Below are 14,831 nucleotides of genomic sequence, written 5' to 3' on the forward strand. Positions count from 1 at the left end.
CCGGCAGTACGCTGGAGGCACGGAGACACCTTCCAGGGAAAGGCAGTCCTCGATGGATCAGGAACCGACACCGGCAGCCCCCGCAGTTCCGGGGGCCCTTCCCGCCGGGAACACCTCAGTGACCCCGGTCGCCGTCGCCAAGGTGGCCGCCGCGGCGGCCTCCGCGGTGCGGGGCGTCCATGCCCTCGGAACCGCTTCTCCCCGCGCCTTCGGTGCCCTGCGCGAGGCCGTCGCCCACGACGCCGTCCTCGGGGTCACCGCCGAGGTCGGCACCACCCAGGCGGCCGTCGACATCGTCCTGACGGCCGAGTACGGGCGCCCCCTCTACGAGCTGGCCGACGACGTGCGAGCGGCGGTCCACGACGCCGTCGAGCACCAGACCGGGCTGGAAGTCATCGAGGTCAACGTGGAGATCGGCGACGTCCACGTCCCGGGGCTGCACGACGGCCACCCCGGGACGGACCGCCCGTGAAGGCCCTGCCCGACCCTGGGCTGCCGCCGCGCCCGCAGCGTCCGCCGGCCTCCACGGCCCGGCCCGCCGACCGCCGCACCGGGCACACCCGGGTCGCCACCGAGGCGCTCTCCAGCATCGCCCAAGGGGTGGCGGGGGAGGTGCTGGGCATCCCGCCGTCGGAGGTCCGGGTGGTGCTCAACGACGAATTCGGCTCGCTCGTGCTCACGCTGAGCGTGCCGCTGCCCCTGCGCCCGCTCGCTGCGCCCCAGCCGCTGGCGCCGGTGTGGGAGCGCGCCCGCGACGCGCGCGCAACGGTCCGGGAGCGCTTCACCGCGCTGACCGGAACCCACGTGGGGCGCGTGGACGTGCGCGTCACCGGGATCCTCCTCGAAGCCGGAAGGAGGCCCGCGTGACCGACGCCGAACGCGAAGCCATCCAGCACCGGGAGCTGTACAGCGCCCGCTCTCCGGCTGCCATCGTCGCCGCTTCCGTGGTGGCGTTGGCGAGCATCTACCTCCTGTTCGAGGTCGCGCTGAAGGCCCTGGGCCAGGAACCCTGGCTCCGTGCCCCGGAGGAATGGCTGGCCTGGTTCGCCGGGCTGGCGCAGGCCGCCGAACCGGCGGTGCTGGTCCTCGGGGGCCTGGCCGCGCTCGGCCTGGGGCTCTACTTCCTGCTCGCCGGCATCCTGCCCGGCCGCAGGCCCCGGCGCGCCATCGCGGATCCGCGCGCCATCGTGGTGGTGGACGATCCGGTCCTGGCCTCCGCGCTGGCCCGCCGCGCCCGGGCCGAGGCCGGCGTGGGACCCGAGCAGGTGCTGGTCCACCTGTACCCCAAGGCCGCGGAGGTGCAGTTGCGCCCCACCTCCGGCATCCCGGTGAACGCGGAGGCGATCCGCCACGCCGTGGAGCAGGAGCTGGACCTGAACCGGATCGAGCCGCGCCCGGACGTGCACGTGCGGATCTCCGAGTCCGGGGTGGTGGGCCAATGAATCAGACCCCCCGCGGGGTGAACCGCACCCTGCTGATCCTGCTGGGCGTGCTGCTGTGCGCGACGGGCGTGCACCTGCTGCTGCTGTCCATGGGGGGAAGCTACGCGCTGGGCTGGTCCCGGTTCGCGTCCATAGCCGGCGGCCACGCCCAGCGCCTCCTGGACACCACCACGCTGCCCGGACAGCCCGATTCCTGGCTCTGGATCGTGGTGGCCGTGGCGCTGGTCGCGCTGGTGCTGCTGATGGTCTGGTGGATGGCGGTGCAGGGCAAGGGGCGCACCGGCACCTACGCCCGCGAATACTACGACGACGGCGCGCGCGGCATGGTCGAACTCGGCGCCGGGGTGCCCGAACAGGCGCTCAGGGCCGCCCTGGCCGAGCGGCACGACATCGTCTCGGCCAGCATCAGCGTCTGGGACTCCCCGAACGGGGATGCCGGGCTGCGGATCCGGGTGCTGCCCCGCCAGGGCGCGGCCCCGCTGCGCATCGCCGAGGACATCTCCGCCCTGGCGGTGGGCCTGGACCGGGCGCTGGGGCGCGGCGGCCCGGTGGTCATCCACCTGGCAGCCGGCGCCCGCGCCCGCATGTCCCGGGCCGACCGGGTACTCTAGCGCGCGGGGCAGGCCCTCTCGTGTCGACTTCGTCGCCACGAAGGGGACCCAGCTGCCCCGCGCTTACCCGTCTCAATCCCGCTCGGCGAGCATCCACACGCAGGTGTCCGGCTCCAGCGCGCCGTCCGCGATCCCCTCGTCCCGGCTGGAGGCGGCAAGGCCCCACCCCTCCGGCAGCGCGACGGGGTCGGCGCCCATGTTCGCCACCACGAGCACCGGCCCGTTCCGGAACGCCAGGATCCCCGCCTTGGGATCGTGCGGGGCTGCCCACTCCAGCCCGCCGCGGCCCAGCGCGTGCCCGGCCCGCAGCGCCAGCAGTTCGCGGTACAGCTCGTACGTCGACCCCGGGACCCCCACCTGCCGGTCCGCCGCGTAGCGGGCGAACCCCGCAGGCTGCGGCAGCCAAGGCAGGCCAGCGTGGGCGGACCCGCCGGCGTCGTCCCCGCCCGGCGCCTCCGGGTAGGGGCCGAATCCGAACCCGGGCGCGGCGGCAACCCACGGCAGCGGCACCCGGCAGCCGTCCCGGCCGCGTTCGGCGCCGCCGGTGCGGAAGAAGCTCGGGTCCTGGCGCAGTTCGTGGGCCAGCGTGGTGTGTTCGGGCAGGCCGAGCTCGTCGCCCTGGTAGACGTAGGCCGAACCCGGCAGGCCCAGCATCACCATCGTCGCGGCGCGCCCGCGCGCCCAGCCCAGCTGTTCGTCGGGCTGTTCGTCCTCGGCGCCGATGCCCTTCGGGAAGGTGGTGGGATCCTTGAGCCCGAAGCGGGAGGTGTGGCGCACGGTGTCGTGGTTGGAGAGCACCCAGGTGGCCGGCGCTCCGACGGCGGCGGCCTCGCGCAGCGTCTCGTCCACGTTGGCGGCGATCCGTGCCGCGTCCCATCCGGCCAGCAGGAAGCCGAAGTTGAACGCCTGCTGCATCTCGCCCGGACGCACGTAGCGGAAGGTGCGCTCCGCCGGCGCCACCCACGCCTCGGCGACCATCATGCGGTCGCCCGGGTAGCCGGCCAGGACCCGGTGCCATTCCTCGTAGATGCGGTGCACCCCGTCCTGGTCCAGGTACGGCGGCCGGTCCTCCGGGGACAGGCGGTGCTCCAACTCCTTATCGGCCTCCAGCGTTCGGACGTGCGCTGGCTCGGGGGCCACGCCGACGGCGCCGGCCTCTTCCGGGGTGTCCAGGGGAGCCGTGAGCGGGGCGTCCGTGCCGGAGACCATGGACACCTTCGCGGACCAGTCCGGCAGCCCCTCCGCCTTCACCAGTCCGTGGGCCACGTCCACGCGGAACCCGTCCACGCCGCGGTCCAGCCAGAACCGCAGCACGTCCTCCATCTCGGCGTGGACCTCGGGGTTGGACCAGTCCAGGTCCGGCTGCGTGGTGTCGAACAGGTGCAGGTACCACTGTCCCGGCCGCCCGGCGTCGGGTCCGGCCTGCTCCGTCACGCGGGTCCAGGCCGGCCCGCCGAAGAGGGAGAGCCAGTTGTTCGGCGGCTCCGCGCCGCCCGCGCCGCGCCCCTCGCGGAAGATGTAGCGTTTCCGGGCGGGGGAGCCGGGGGCCGAGGCCAGGGCCTCCTGGAACCAGGCGTGCTGGTCCGAGGTGTGGTTCGGAACCAGGTCCACGATGATCCGCAGGCCCAGCCGATGGGCCTCGGCGAGCATCGCGTCGAAGTCCTCCAGCGTGCCGAACAGCGGGTCCACCGCACGGTAGTCGGCGACGTCGTAGCCGGCATCCCGCTGCGGGGACGGGTAGAACGGGGACAGCCACACGGCGTCCACGCCGAGGCCACGCAGGTAGCCCAGCTTGGAGGCGACGCCGCGCAGGTCCCCCATCCCGTCGCCGTCCGCGTCGGCGAACGATCGCGGGTACACCTGGTAGATGACGGCATCCTGCCACCACGGGGCTGCGCTGGTCTGGGTCATGGTGCTCCTTACTCGAGTTTCGGAGTACGACGGCGTGTTCCCCAGTCTAGGAGCCGAGGGGCCCCGACCGAGCGTAGCGAGGTTGGGGAGGCGACGAAGACGCTAGGAGCCGAGGGGCCCCGATCGAGCGTAGCGAGGTTGGGGAGGCTCCGACGACGCTAGGGGAGGATGGCCCTGGGGTCAGGTGGCGCTCCTCAGCTGGCCCGGGCGAGCTGGCGGACCTTGAGCCAGCGGGAGGCCAGCCGGCGGTAGGAGGCCGCCGCGCCGAGCATGTCCCCCTCGGCGAGGGACTCGATGCCCAGCCGGATGTCGTGCGGGGAGTCGTCGGGCCAGACCAGTTCGGCGGTGCGCCCGTAGTCCAGCTCCACGATCGAATCCTGGTGGAACAGCTGCAGCCATTCGCTCAGCCCGGTGAGGTCGTCCAGCATGTCCAGTTCCGGGGCGTGGACGGCCAGCGAGGCCGCCGCGTAGCGGGCCCGTTCCAGCGCCTGGACCGTCGGGGCGCAGAGCCTGACGCTCACGATCCGCTCGCCGTCCTCGACGATCTCGCAGTGGTCGTCCTCGCGCAGCAGCACGAACCAACCGAACGGGATGCCCCAGGTCGCGCTGCGCGTGTGCAGCCGTGCGACGTCATCGGCGAAGTCCTCGTGGACCAGCCGGTCCGCGTTGGCCACCCGCGCCGGGTCGGGCACCAGCACCTCCAACAGCTGCGGGCGCATGGTCCCGGTCAGCTGTTCCGCCGCGAGTGTGGCCCGCGTGGCCAGCTGGTCCGGACAGTAGTACGCGGCGGTCAAGCCGTTGGCGCCGGGGTAGTGCAGGATGCGGAAGCGTTCGTCCGTCACATGGGGAAAGGGGTCCGAGACCAGGCGCGTGACACGGTCCAGCGAGTCGGCGGTCTCCTGGGCCTCGAAGGCCTCGCGTGCGCCGTCGCGCTGCGCGTTGATCAGTAGCTGCTCCTCGTCGGAGAAGGCGCGCAGGGGCTCGTAGACGCGCAGGTGCGCGGTCGGCGGGATGTTCCGCCGGGCCCCGCGCGCCAGCCTCGCCATGGCTAGTCCAGCTCCACGATCACCGGCGCGTGGTCGGAGGCGCCCTTGCCCTTGCGCTCCTCGCGGTCGATGCTGGCGCCCTTCACCCGGCCGGCCAGCGCGGGGGAGCCCAGGACGAAGTCGATGCGCATGCCCTCCTTCTTGGGGAAACGCAGCTGCGTGTAGTCCCAGTACGTGTAGACGCCCGGGCCGGGGGTGAAGGGGCGCGCGACGTCGGTGTAGCCGGCGCCCTCGAAGGCGCGGAAAGCGGCGCGTTCGGGCTCGCTGACGTGGGTGAAGCCCTCGCGGCGGAAAAGGTCGATGTCCCAGACGTCCTCGTCCTGCGGGGCGATGTTCCAGTCGCCCATCAGGGCGATCTGGGCCTGCGGATCGGCCTGGAGCCACTCCGCGGCCTGGTCCTTGAGCACGTCCAGCCACTGCAGCTTGTAGGGCATGTGCTCGTCGTCGAGCGCGCGGCCGTTGGGCACGTACAGGCTCCAGACGCGCACGCCGCCGCAGGTGGCGCCCAGGGCCCGCGGTTCCTGCACCGGGTCCTTGCCGCCCTTGCCGAAGACCGGCTGGCCCACGAAGGTCCGCTCCACGTCCTCCAGGCCCACGCGGGAGGCGATCGCCACGCCGTTCCACTGGCTCAGCCCGAAGTGCGCCACCTCGTAGTCGTTGTTCTCGAACAGCTCCCAGGGAAAGTTCTCGTCCTTGCACTTGGTTTCCTGGATGGCCAGCACGTCGACGTCGGTGCGGCGCAGCCAATCCTCCACGCGGTCGGCGCGGGCGCGGAGGGAGTTCACGTTCCAGGTAGCGATCTTCACCCGCCCAACCTATCAAGTGCTCCGCCCCAGCCAAGAGCGCGGACTACTTGATCGGAGAGCTCAGTCAGTGGTTTAGTTCATTACATGAGTAATGAACCGATGAAGCGGGTGGGGACGTGATGGACGATTCCCGGCCAATCTTCATCCAGGTGGCGGAGCAGGTCGAGGAACGGATCATCGACGGGACGTACCCGGAAGAGACGCAGGTCCCCTCCACCAACGAGTTCGCGGCCTTTCTGCGCATCAACCCGGCCACCGCAGGCAAGGGGCTGAACCTCCTCGTGGAGTCGGGGATCCTCTACAAGAAACGGGGCATCGGAATGTTTGTCAGCAGGGGAGCGCGCGGGCAGTTGGTGGACGAACGCAGGCAGGCGTTCGAACGGCAGTACGTCCACCCCCTCCTGGCGGAGGCGGCGAGGCTGGGCATCGCCCCGGAGGCCGTGGTGGGCATGATCACGACGGCGGCTGCCTCCGCCGCCACCGCAACCAAGGAGGTACGGGCATGACCGCGGCAATCGAAGTCCAGGGGCTCTGCAAGTACTACGGCGGCACCCGGGCGCTGGAGGACGTTGCCTTCAGCATCGGGAAGAACACCATTTGCGGCCTGCTGGGGCGCAACGGGGCGGGCAAGACCACCATCATGTCGATCCTTTCCGGGCAGGAACCGAAGACCTCGGGCCGGATCCTGGTCAACGGGGGCGAGCCCTTCGAGAACGCGGCGGTGCTGGCGGGGCTGTGCTTCGTGCGCGAGAACCAGAAGTATCCGGAGGACTTCAAGGCCTCCCACGTGCTGCGCACCTCCCCCTGGTTCTTCGAGAACTGGGATGCGGAGCTGGCCGGCGAGCTGGCCGAGGCCTTCCGACTGCCGCTGCGGACTCCGATCAAGAAGCTCTCCCGCGGGCAGCTGTCCTCGGTGGCGATCATCGTGGGCATGGCTTCCCGCGCCCCGGTCACCATCTTCGACGAACCCTATTTGGGCCTGGACGCCACGGCCCGCGGCATCTTCTACGACCGGCTGCTCCAGGACTACATGGAGCACCCGCGGACCATCCTGATGTCCACCCACCTGATCGACGAGGCGGCGAACCTGCTGGAACACGTGATCGTCATCGACAAGGGAACCAAGGTGCTGGACTCCAGCGTCGAGGAGGCCAGGGCCGGCGCCTTTACGCTGTCCGGCCCCGCCGAGGCCGTCGCCGCCGTGACGGAAGGGCGGCGCGTGCTCCATACCCAGTCCCTCGGAGGACTCAGGTCCGTCACCGTCGAAGGCCGCGCCGATGCCGGCCTCCGCTCCCTCGCCGCGGAGCGCGGTTTGGAGCTGGGTGCGGTGTCCCTGCAGGAACTCGTTTCCGCCTACGGACTGCTCGATTCCGCGGAGTCCGGGCAGCCCGGCCCGCACGCCCGGTCCGGCCCCCAAACGCCATCCGACCCGTCCGCGCAGAACAAGGAGGCTTTCCGATGAGCACGGCAACCGTTGCGGCACCGGCCCGCGCCGGGAAGAGGCGCCCGTTGGCCAAGATCGTCAGGCTGCACTTCGTGAACCGCAGCCAGATGATCGACGTTCCGCTGATCATTTTTGGCGGGGTCGTGGTCCTGTGCGTCCTGATCATGCTGATCCTGCGGGCGTTCGTTCCCGCCTCCGCGGAAGAGCTATCCGAAGGCTTCCGCTACAACCAGGCAGCCCTGTGGTGCTTCGCCGGCTACTTCGTGAACCTCGGGGTGATGGCCTACGCCCGCACCATGCCGTTCGCCTTGGGCATGGGCGCCACCCGCCGGCAGTACTGGTGGGGGACCACCGTGGCGCTGACCCTGGAATCGCTGTTCCTGGCCACCACGATGGTGGTGCTGCTGGCCCTGGAACGGGCCACCGGCCACTGGTTCACCGGCGCCCGGGTGTTCGACGTGTACGTGGTCGGCAACGGCAGCTATCCCGACCTCTTCCTCATGGGCTTCGGCATCTCCTTCTCGATGCTGTTCATCGGCACCTGGTTCGCCTCGGTGTACCTGCGCTGGAGCCAGTTGGGCGTGCTGTCCAGCATCGCCGGAATCGTCCTGGTCCTGCTGTTGGGGGTGGCGGGAGTGCTCTGGGCCGGCATCGACCTGATCGCGGTGCTCGGGCCCTTCAGCTTTGCCAAGCTCGCGGCCGGGATGGTGGCGGTGGCCCTGGTGGCCGCGGCCGGCAGCTGGCTGGTGCTGCGCCGCGCCCCGGTGGGCCGCTAAGCACGCAGGGACCCGCCTGCCCCGCGCTTACCGGGCCAGGCAGGCCGCAAGGCCCCGCCCGGAGGAATCCGGGCGGGGCCTTGCGGTGCATGATTCAAAGGAGCCGTTTGCGGCCTGTCTTCCGGTCCGGGGTCAGCGCCACCAGGTGTCGTGGATGGACACGGGGACGGTGCGCTTGTGGCGGGTGCGCAGGTACTTCTGCTCGATCTTCCCGGCAACCTCTGCCGGGATGTCGCGGCCTTCCAGGTAGTCGTCGATCTCGTCGTATTCGAGCCCGAGTTCGTCCTCGTCGGTGCGGCCGGGGAGGATGTCGAGCAGGTCCGCGGTGGGCGCTTTCTGCCAGACGCGTTCCGGGGCGTCCAGGTGCTGCAGCAGTTGCAGGTTCTGCCGCTTGTTGAGGCCGAACAGGGGCAACACGTCCGCCCCGCCGTCCCCGTGCTTGGTGAAGAAGCCGGTGACGGACTCCGCGCCGTGGTCGGTGCCGATGACCAGGAGGTTGTGTTCGCCGGCCATGGCGTACTGGGCGATCATGCGCGCCCGGGCCTTGATGTTGCCCTTGCTGAAATCGGACAGGTCGGTTCCGGTGGTCTGTTCGTACTCGCCCTCAAGGCCGTCCACGCCGGGCTTGATGTTGAAGGTCACCTCGCGCTTGGCCGCCACGAACCCCATCGCGGCCTGCGCGTCCTCCTCGTCGTGCTGCTCGCCGTAGGGCAGGCGCATGGCCACGAAGTCCGCCTCCACGCCCTCGGCCGCCAGCTCCTCCACGGCCAGCTGGGCCAGCCGGCCCGCCAGCGAGGAGTCGACGCCGCCGGAAATCCCGAGCACGAAGCCGCGGGTGCCGGTGGCCCTCAGGTAGTCCTTGAGGAACCCGACGCGTGCCGCGACCTCCTCTGCTGGGTCGATCTGCGGCTTGACGCCCATTTCCTCGATGATCCTCGACTGAAGTTCGCGCATGCGCCCAGCCTACAACCGCCGTGTTTCCCGCGGATTGCCCGCCGCGCCGACGCCGCGTGCCGGGCGGGCGGCGGCGCCGGAATGCCAAAACCCGGCACCGCGGCCGTTCCGTGTTCGCTGCCTGTCTGGTTTGATGGGCTTCATGGAGGTGCCGCGCTCCGCCGGGACCGCGGCCGCAACGCAACGAACGATTCGACATCCGAGCGACGAAACAGTGCAACGAAATCCCGGAAAGACACCCATCACCATGGCGATCCGATCTCCAGAGCATCCGGCCCCCTCCCACTTCCTGCTCCACCTGAGCGACCTGCACCTGCGCGGGGAGGAGTCTCCGCCCGGGATCGTGGACGGCGAGGTCGGCCTGCTCCGGGTGCTGGCCGAGATCGAGGCCACCGGGGCCCGGCCCGAGGCCATCGTGTTCAGCGGGGACCTGGCCAATAGCGGCGAGCCGGAGGCCTACGCCCGGCTGCGGTCCGCCGTCGAACCGGTCGCCGAACGGCTGGGGGCCCGCGCGATCTGGGCCATGGGCAACCACGACGACCGCGCCAACCTGCGCGAACACCTGCTGGGCGAGCCTCGCTCGGAGGAGCCCCTGAACGCCGTGCACTGGCTGGGGGGACTGCGCGTGACCGTGCTGGACACCTCCGTGCCGGGGGCCCACCACGGCGAAATCTCCGCGGAGCAGCTCAAATGGCTGAGCAGTGTCCTGGAGGTCCCCGCCCCCGAGGGCACGCTGCTGGTGATGCACCACCCTCCCGTGCCGTGCATCCAGCCGCTGGCGATCCTGGTGGAGCTGCGCGGCCAGGCCGGCCTCGCCGCCGTCGTGCGCGGCAGCGACGTGCGGGCCATCCTCGGCGGCCACCTGCACCATTCCACCAGCGCGACGTTCGCGGGAATCCCCGTCTCCGTGGCCTCCTCCACCTGCTACACCCAGGACCTCGCCGGGCCGGTGGACCCGCAGACCGGGATCCGCGGCACCCGCGGGCGCGACGCGGCCCAGGGCTGCACCATGGTCCACGTGTACCGGGACACGGTGGTGCACTCGGTGGTTCCGCCGGCCGGCGGGGCGACCGTGGGCGAGGAGTTCACCCCGGCGGCGGTCGCCCGCACGCTGCACCGGCACGGGGCGCTGCCGCCATTGGACTCCCCGGGATCCGTCCGGACCCGCCGGGCCGGTTAGTTCCCGGAGGGTTCGCGGGAGGCGTCGGCGATGGCCGCTTCGGCCATCTGGTTCAGGGACCGCGCCAGCATCTCGCCCAGGGCGGCAAGGTCCCAGCCATCGTTCGCGCTTCCGGAGATGAACATGCCGTCGGACATGGCCATCGCGTATTGGGCCAGCCGCAGGGGCAGGCCCGGGTCCCGGTCCAGGACGGGCCCGGGGAGGGACAGCTGCCACCATTCCGTCATGGTGGCCAGACGCGTCCTGCGGATTTCCAGGAACGTCTCCCGGGCCGCGGTGCCGCTGAGGCGCTGCTCCAGGGCCAGTAGCAGCCCGACCCGCCAGAAGTTCGCGGGTTCGGCGGCTTCGATGGCCCTGACACCGATGGTCTGTCCCAGACGTTCGGCGGGCGTCTCGCCCGGGCTGAAGGTCCAGTTGTGGTGGCTGCCCTCCCAGGCCTCGACGCAGTATTCAAGCAGCGCGGCGAAGAGCTTGTCCTTGTTCTCGAAATGCCAGTAGACGGAACCGATGGGCAGCCCGGAGCGCTCGCTGACCTGGGCCATCGTGGTTCCCTCGAACCCGCGCTCGGCGGCGATCTCCAGCGTCGCCTCCAGGATCCGCCGCCGTGATTCCGCGCTGCGCTGGGGGCGCCCGCCATTTTTTTCCATGGTCCTTTGCTACCACACCCTTGCCATCAGACCCCGGCCGCAAGCCCGGCGACGCCGGAAGCGGCTACTTCTCCCACGGCGCGGGGACCGGGAAGTACTTCTCCAGGAAGGCCGTGACGGTCGCCTGGCGCTCGCGCGCGGTGACCTCCGGGAAGCTGCCGTCGTTGAGGCAGAAGAAGTCCTCGTTGCGCTTGCGCAGCAGCCGCTCCAGCAGGGCCAGCCCTCCGCGCAGCGTGGTGTCCACGTACAGGACCTTCGCGCCGACCTTGGTGACCGCCCGCCCGGTGAGCAGCGCGAAGTAGTGGTAGAGCGAGTTGGTCACCGAGATGTTGTCCTTGGCGCGGAAGCGGCTGGACGCGGTCGCGGCGAACTCGGCAGCGAACTCGCCCTCCATCTCCAGCAGCACGCTGCGCCGCAGCGGTGCCGCGGTGTGTTCCAGGTGGCGGGTGGTGATGCGCCCGAATCGGTCGTGGAGCAGCTTCCGGTTCGCCCGCGCGGCATTCTCGAACCCGGAGCGGTCCAAGTGGTTGTCGCCGAGCCCGATCCGGGTGTCCGCCTCAATGAACTTGGTGATCCCGCCGGGGGAGAAGAACATGTCCGGGCCCAGCGGCCGGCCGAAAAACATGTCGTCGTTGGAATACAGGAAGTGCTCGGAGAGCCCTTCGATGTGCTGCAGCTGCGATTCCACGGCCTGGGAGTTGAAGGTGGGCAGCACCGTGGGGTCGGCGAAGTGGTCCTCCGCCCGCACGATCGTGATCTTCGGGTGGTCGGCGTCCAGCCACTCCGGGACCGGGGAATCGGTGCAGAGGAAGATGTGGCGGATCCAGGGGGCGAACATGTGCACGCTGCGCAGCGCGTACTTCAGCTCGTTGATCTGTCGGTAGCGCGCCTCGGAGTCGTCACCCTCGCCCACCACCACCTTGTCCATGAAGGTGGCCCGGTAGCGCTGGAACTCGGGGTCGTTGCCGTCCACCCAGGAGAAGACGATGTCGATCGGGAAATCGATGTCCGTCGCGTGGTCGGCGAACATGTTCTCGATGGTCGGCCACTCCCGGCCGAACCGCTGCACCGTCCCGTACACCGCTTCGGCGACCGGCAGGGCCCGCCGGGTCACGGAGTTCTCGATCGGCAGCTGGATCATGCCGTCCTCCCAGCGCCACAGCTCCACCTGCACGCCGGTGCCCTGCCCGTAGACAAGTCCGCCCTCCGGCTCCACGCGCGGCCGGTACAGCCGGAACATGCGCGCCTTGCCCGCGGCGGCGAGCCGCCCGTCGGCCACCAACAGGGAGCGGCGGCCGGTCGCGTCCACGGTCATCGAATAGAACGGCTCGTCCCGGCAGGCCGCCGCCAGGGCTGCGCGCAACTCCTTGCGCAGGGCCCAGTCCACCGCGATCACCGGGCGGGCGTCGTTCCCGCGCACCAGCAGGTAGTTGATCCCGGCCGCGTCCAGCGCCGCGCCCACGAACAGCAGGTCCTCGACCATCGCCTCGTGCGGGGTCAGGGTCCGGTTGACCAGTGCCCACCGGTTCTTGTGGAGCACGACGTCGGAGCGGCCGGCAAAGCGGGCGGAGGCGGCACGCGAGGCAACTTCATCGGCGGTAGCTGCCTGCGGCTCGGGCTCGGGTGCCGCATGGTAGACCTCGGAGGGGGTGACGTCGGTGCTCATTAAGCCCTTCTAAGGAAGTCTAGGGAGACGTTGCGTTATCCCGCCATCCTAGGTTCTCCGCCATCCGTTGGAGAGTCGCGACGGTTGTGGCGTAGTCCGCGCCGCTCACCCCGGCGCTGGACTCCTCCCGCATCGCATCCACGATCGCGGTGAGCTTGTCCAGGCTGGTGGCGCCCCGCTCGGTGAGGCTGAAGGTGTGCCCCTCCTCGGCGACCCACCCCGACTCCACCAGCTCCGCCAGGTGCTCGGAGGGGGTGGACGGTTCGCCTTCCGGGACGGCCTCGCCGAAGAACGGCGCCAGCGCCACGGTCAGTTCCCCTCCGGTCGCGGGACCGTGCGAGAGGGCGTTGAGCAGCTGCCATTGCCGGCGCGTCACCCCGTGCTCCTCCAACGCCACGGTGAACTGTTCCGAGATGAGCGAGTCCACCAGTTTGAGCCAGTATCCAAGCGGTCGCTGAGCGTTCATGGGCACAGCCTACGTCCTTGGCCAACGGATGTCCCGGACCCTGCCGCCCTTTAGAATCGGAGGCATGACTTCCCTCGACGCCCCCGCGCGCGCCCGCCTGCTTGAACTGATCAAGGAACTCGCCGTCGTCCGCGGCAAGGTCACCCTCTCCTCCGGCAAGGAGGCCGACTACTACATCGACCTGCGCCGCATCACCCTGCACCACGAGGCGTCCCGCCTGGTCGGCCAGGCCATGCTGCAGATGCTCGACGAGGCCGGGATCGACTTCGCCGCGGCCGGCGGCCTGACCATGGGCGCGGACCCGGTCGGCACGGCGCTGATGCACGCGGCCGGGGACGCCGGCCGCCCGATCGACGCGTTTGTGGTCCGCAAGGCGCAGAAGTCCTACGGCATGGGCCGCCAGGTCGAGGGCCCCTCGGTGCAGGGCCGCAACGTCGTGGTCCTGGAGGACACCTCCACCACCGGCGGCTCGGCGCTGACCGCCGTCGAAGGCGTGCGCAACGCCGGCGGCAACGTCGTGGCCGTTGCCGTCATCGTGGACCGTGACACCGGCGCCAAGGAGCGCATCGAGTCCGAGGCCGGCGTGCCGTACCTCTTCGCCTTCGGCAAGGGCGAACTCGGGCTGGAAGACTAGCTCCCGAGGGCCCCGCCCCGAGCTTGCCGGGCCCTCGGGAGCTGGTCGCTAGCTCCCACGCAGGACGACGGCGGCACGCACGTGCCGCCGTCGTCCTGCGTTCCGGGCCTCCGGGCCGGTCACAGCCACCTGTTCCGCTTGAACACGAGGTACAGGCCCAGGCTGAGCCCGACCATCAGCGCCAGCGCCAGCGGGTACCCGAACCGCCAGGCCAGCTCCGGCATAAAGGCGAAGTTCATCCCGTAGATGCTGCCCACCAGGGACGGGGCGAAGAGGATGGCCGCCCAGGCTGAGATCTTCTTCATCTGCTCGTTCTGCTCCACCCCGGCCTGCGCCGCCTGCTGGGACACCAAAGTGGCGTTGAGCGAGAGCGCGTTGGTAAGCACCTCCCGGAAGGAGGTGAGGCGCTCGGCGACCCGGATGACGTGGTCCTGCACGTCGGCGAACCGGCTGTCCAGCTCCAACACCGCCTGGTCCGTCTCCGGGCCGGTTTGTGGTCCGCCGGCGCTGCCCGGGCTGCGCTCGGACCCGGTGAGTTCGCGGCGCAGCTCACCGACGATCCCGACCAGCGGGGCCACCGCCCGCTGGAACTCGATGACCTCCCGGGAGAGCTCGTAGATGCGGCGGGACACGGAGGTGTCCCCGGTGAACAGCCCGTCCTCGATCTCCTCGATGTCGTTGGCCAGGCCCTCGATCACCGGCCGGTATTCGTCCACCACGTGGTCCAGCACCGCGTACATGACGGCCGGCGGGCCCAGCGCCAGCAGCTGCGGCTGCGCCTCCATGGTGCGCCGCACGGAGGACAGCTGCGCCGACTCGGCCTGCCGGATGGTCACCGCGAAGTCCACGCCGGCATAGATGTGCAGCTCCCCGAACTCCACCTTCTCCGTCTCGTCCACGTAGCGGGCCGGGCGCAGGACCAGGAAGCTGTGGGTCCCGTAGTGGTCCAGCTTGGGGCGCTGGTGGCCGGAGAGGGTGTCCTCGATCGCCAGCTGGTGCAGGCCCAGCTCCTCGGCCACCGCCTCCAGCTCCTCGGCCGTGGGCCGGTAGAGCCCCATCCAGGCCATGCCGTGGCAGGCGACCATGTCCTCGAAGGTCTCCGCCAGGCTGGAGGGTGTGGCGCGGCGCCGGCCCTCGACGTAGATCCCGTTGTCCACGATGGGCACGCGTGGCTCCTTCCCTTGCAACGGCCCGGCGGCGGACCTGCAGCCAGTCTGCCACGCGCACTACCCTTGTACGGTGACCAGC

General features: G+C 70.5%; 17 protein-coding genes. 9 read left to right on the forward strand and 8 right to left on the reverse strand.

Translation table 11 applies throughout. The annotated features are described in order from the left end of the window. The first annotated feature begins 52 nt into the window (after positions 1–52). Genes ABD912_RS01840 through ABD912_RS01855 form a run of 4 tightly spaced genes read left to right on the forward strand, consistent with a single transcriptional unit; the run spans position 53 to position 2,053 of the window. On the forward strand, positions 53–472 hold the full coding sequence (locus ABD912_RS01840; protein ID WP_345148025.1) for an Asp23/Gls24 family envelope stress response protein: 420 nt from the start codon (positions 53–55) through the stop codon (positions 470–472). Then, positions 469–867 carry a hypothetical protein gene (locus ABD912_RS01845; RefSeq protein ID WP_345148027.1) on the forward strand — a complete coding sequence of 133 codons (399 nt, stop codon included), beginning with the start codon at positions 469–471 and terminating at the stop codon, positions 865–867. Before ABD912_RS01840 ends, ABD912_RS01845 begins: the two co-directional genes overlap by 4 nt. After that, complete coding sequence (locus tag ABD912_RS01850) at positions 864–1,442, forward strand: hypothetical protein (RefSeq protein ID WP_345148028.1); 579 nt, start codon at positions 864–866, stop codon at positions 1,440–1,442. The genes ABD912_RS01845 and ABD912_RS01850 overlap by 4 nt, the downstream gene beginning before the upstream one ends. Further along, positions 1,439–2,053 (forward strand): hypothetical protein, encoded by a 615-nt coding sequence (locus ABD912_RS01855; protein ID WP_345148030.1) that lies wholly within the window; start codon positions 1,439–1,441, stop codon positions 2,051–2,053. Before ABD912_RS01850 ends, ABD912_RS01855 begins: the two co-directional genes overlap by 4 nt. 72 nt (positions 2,054–2,125) lie before the next feature. Here the strand turns inward: ABD912_RS01855 and ABD912_RS01860 are convergent, their stop codons facing one another. The 3 genes from ABD912_RS01860 to ABD912_RS01870 all read right to left on the reverse strand — a co-directional run bounded on the left by ABD912_RS01860 (position 2,126) and on the right by ABD912_RS01870 (position 5,816). Next, the gene (locus tag ABD912_RS01860; RefSeq protein ID WP_345148032.1) at positions 2,126–3,964 is read right to left on the reverse strand and encodes a glycoside hydrolase family 13 protein; all 1,839 of its coding nucleotides are present in this window, start codon (positions 3,962–3,964) and stop codon (positions 2,126–2,128) included. Positions 3,965–4,158: 194 nt separating this feature from the next. Further along, positions 4,159–5,010, reverse strand: a complete 852-nt coding sequence (locus ABD912_RS01865) for a hypothetical protein (RefSeq protein ID WP_345148034.1) — start codon at positions 5,008–5,010, stop codon at positions 4,159–4,161. 2 nt (positions 5,011–5,012) lie between these two features. After that, positions 5,013–5,816 (reverse strand): exodeoxyribonuclease III, encoded by an 804-nt coding sequence (locus ABD912_RS01870; protein WP_345148036.1) that lies wholly within the window; start codon positions 5,814–5,816, stop codon positions 5,013–5,015. A 116-nt stretch (positions 5,817–5,932) separates the two neighbouring features. Between ABD912_RS01870 and ABD912_RS01875 the strand changes: the two genes are divergently transcribed. The 3 genes from ABD912_RS01875 to ABD912_RS01885 are packed head-to-tail and all read left to right on the forward strand — an operon-like array spanning position 5,933 to position 8,036. Further along, positions 5,933–6,322, forward strand: coding sequence for a GntR family transcriptional regulator (locus tag ABD912_RS01875; RefSeq protein ID WP_345148038.1), 390 nt, complete (start codon positions 5,933–5,935; stop codon positions 6,320–6,322). After that, complete coding sequence (locus ABD912_RS01880; RefSeq protein WP_345148039.1) at positions 6,319–7,278, forward strand: ABC transporter ATP-binding protein; 960 nt, start codon at positions 6,319–6,321, stop codon at positions 7,276–7,278. Before ABD912_RS01875 ends, ABD912_RS01880 begins: the two co-directional genes overlap by 4 nt. Beyond that, positions 7,275–8,036, forward strand: coding sequence for a hypothetical protein (locus ABD912_RS01885; RefSeq protein ID WP_345148040.1), 762 nt, complete (start codon positions 7,275–7,277; stop codon positions 8,034–8,036). The genes ABD912_RS01880 and ABD912_RS01885 overlap by 4 nt, the downstream gene beginning before the upstream one ends. A 132-nt stretch (positions 8,037–8,168) precedes the next feature. Here ABD912_RS01885 and nadE read toward each other — a convergent pair whose 3' ends face one another. Further along, positions 8,169–8,990 (reverse strand): ammonia-dependent NAD(+) synthetase, encoded by an 822-nt coding sequence (nadE, locus tag ABD912_RS01890; RefSeq protein WP_345148042.1) that lies wholly within the window; start codon positions 8,988–8,990, stop codon positions 8,169–8,171. 247 nt (positions 8,991–9,237) lie between these two features. On the opposite strand from nadE, the gene ABD912_RS01895 reads away from it, so the two are divergent. After that, the gene (locus ABD912_RS01895; protein WP_345148043.1) at positions 9,238–10,170 is read left to right on the forward strand and encodes a metallophosphoesterase; all 933 of its coding nucleotides are present in this window, start codon (positions 9,238–9,240) and stop codon (positions 10,168–10,170) included. Here ABD912_RS01895 and ABD912_RS01900 read toward each other — a convergent pair. From ABD912_RS01900 to ABD912_RS01910, 3 genes are all read right to left on the reverse strand, one after another. Continuing rightward, the gene (locus tag ABD912_RS01900; protein ID WP_345148045.1) at positions 10,167–10,817 is read right to left on the reverse strand and encodes a TetR/AcrR family transcriptional regulator; all 651 of its coding nucleotides are present in this window, start codon (positions 10,815–10,817) and stop codon (positions 10,167–10,169) included. The two genes, ABD912_RS01895 and ABD912_RS01900, sit on opposite strands and share 4 nt — an antisense overlap. 64 nt (positions 10,818–10,881) lie before the next feature. Beyond that, on the reverse strand, positions 10,882–12,483 hold the full coding sequence (locus ABD912_RS01905) for a stealth family protein (protein ID WP_345148047.1): 1,602 nt from the start codon (positions 12,481–12,483) through the stop codon (positions 10,882–10,884). A 19-nt stretch (positions 12,484–12,502) separates the two neighbouring features. Beyond that, positions 12,503–12,949 (reverse strand): MarR family winged helix-turn-helix transcriptional regulator, encoded by a 447-nt coding sequence (locus tag ABD912_RS01910; protein WP_345148049.1) that lies wholly within the window; start codon positions 12,947–12,949, stop codon positions 12,503–12,505. Between the two features lie 64 nt (positions 12,950–13,013). Here ABD912_RS01910 and pyrE point away from each other — a divergent pair, with 64 nt between their 5' ends. Continuing rightward, complete coding sequence (gene pyrE / locus ABD912_RS01915; RefSeq protein ID WP_345148050.1) at positions 13,014–13,583, forward strand: orotate phosphoribosyltransferase; 570 nt, start codon at positions 13,014–13,016, stop codon at positions 13,581–13,583. Positions 13,584–13,702: 119 nt separating this feature from the next. Here the strand turns inward: pyrE and ABD912_RS01920 are convergent, their stop codons facing one another. Next, positions 13,703–14,749 (reverse strand): magnesium and cobalt transport protein CorA, encoded by a 1,047-nt coding sequence (locus ABD912_RS01920; protein WP_345148052.1) that lies wholly within the window; start codon positions 14,747–14,749, stop codon positions 13,703–13,705. Between the last annotated feature and the right edge of the window lie 82 nt (positions 14,750–14,831).

This window comes from Arthrobacter ginkgonis (assembly GCF_039540195.1).
GTDB lineage: Bacteria > Actinomycetota > Actinomycetes > Actinomycetales > Micrococcaceae > Zafaria > Zafaria ginkgonis.

Coding starts and splice junctions, on each gene's coding strand:
- ABD912_RS01910 (WP_345148049.1), bottom strand. CDS start 12,949: ATGAACGCTCAGCGACCGCTTGGATACTGGCTCAAACTGGTGGACTCG.
- ABD912_RS01860 (WP_345148032.1), bottom strand. CDS start 3,964: ATGACCCAGACCAGCGCAGCCCCGTGGTGGCAGGATGCCGTCATCTAC.
- ABD912_RS01885 (WP_345148040.1), top strand. CDS start 7,275: ATGAGCACGGCAACCGTTGCGGCACCGGCCCGCGCCGGGAAGAGGCGC.
- nadE (WP_345148042.1), bottom strand. CDS start 8,990: ATGCGCGAACTTCAGTCGAGGATCATCGAGGAAATGGGCGTCAAGCCG.
- ABD912_RS01895 (WP_345148043.1), top strand. CDS start 9,238: ATGGCGATCCGATCTCCAGAGCATCCGGCCCCCTCCCACTTCCTGCTC.
- pyrE (WP_345148050.1), top strand. CDS start 13,014: ATGACTTCCCTCGACGCCCCCGCGCGCGCCCGCCTGCTTGAACTGATC.
- ABD912_RS01855 (WP_345148030.1), top strand. CDS start 1,439: ATGAATCAGACCCCCCGCGGGGTGAACCGCACCCTGCTGATCCTGCTG.
- ABD912_RS01840 (WP_345148025.1), top strand. CDS start 53: ATGGATCAGGAACCGACACCGGCAGCCCCCGCAGTTCCGGGGGCCCTT.
- ABD912_RS01880 (WP_345148039.1), top strand. CDS start 6,319: ATGACCGCGGCAATCGAAGTCCAGGGGCTCTGCAAGTACTACGGCGGC.
- ABD912_RS01900 (WP_345148045.1), bottom strand. CDS start 10,817: ATGGAAAAAAATGGCGGGCGCCCCCAGCGCAGCGCGGAATCACGGCGG.
- ABD912_RS01905 (WP_345148047.1), bottom strand. CDS start 12,483: ATGAGCACCGACGTCACCCCCTCCGAGGTCTACCATGCGGCACCCGAG.
- ABD912_RS01865 (WP_345148034.1), bottom strand. CDS start 5,010: ATGGCGAGGCTGGCGCGCGGGGCCCGGCGGAACATCCCGCCGACCGCG.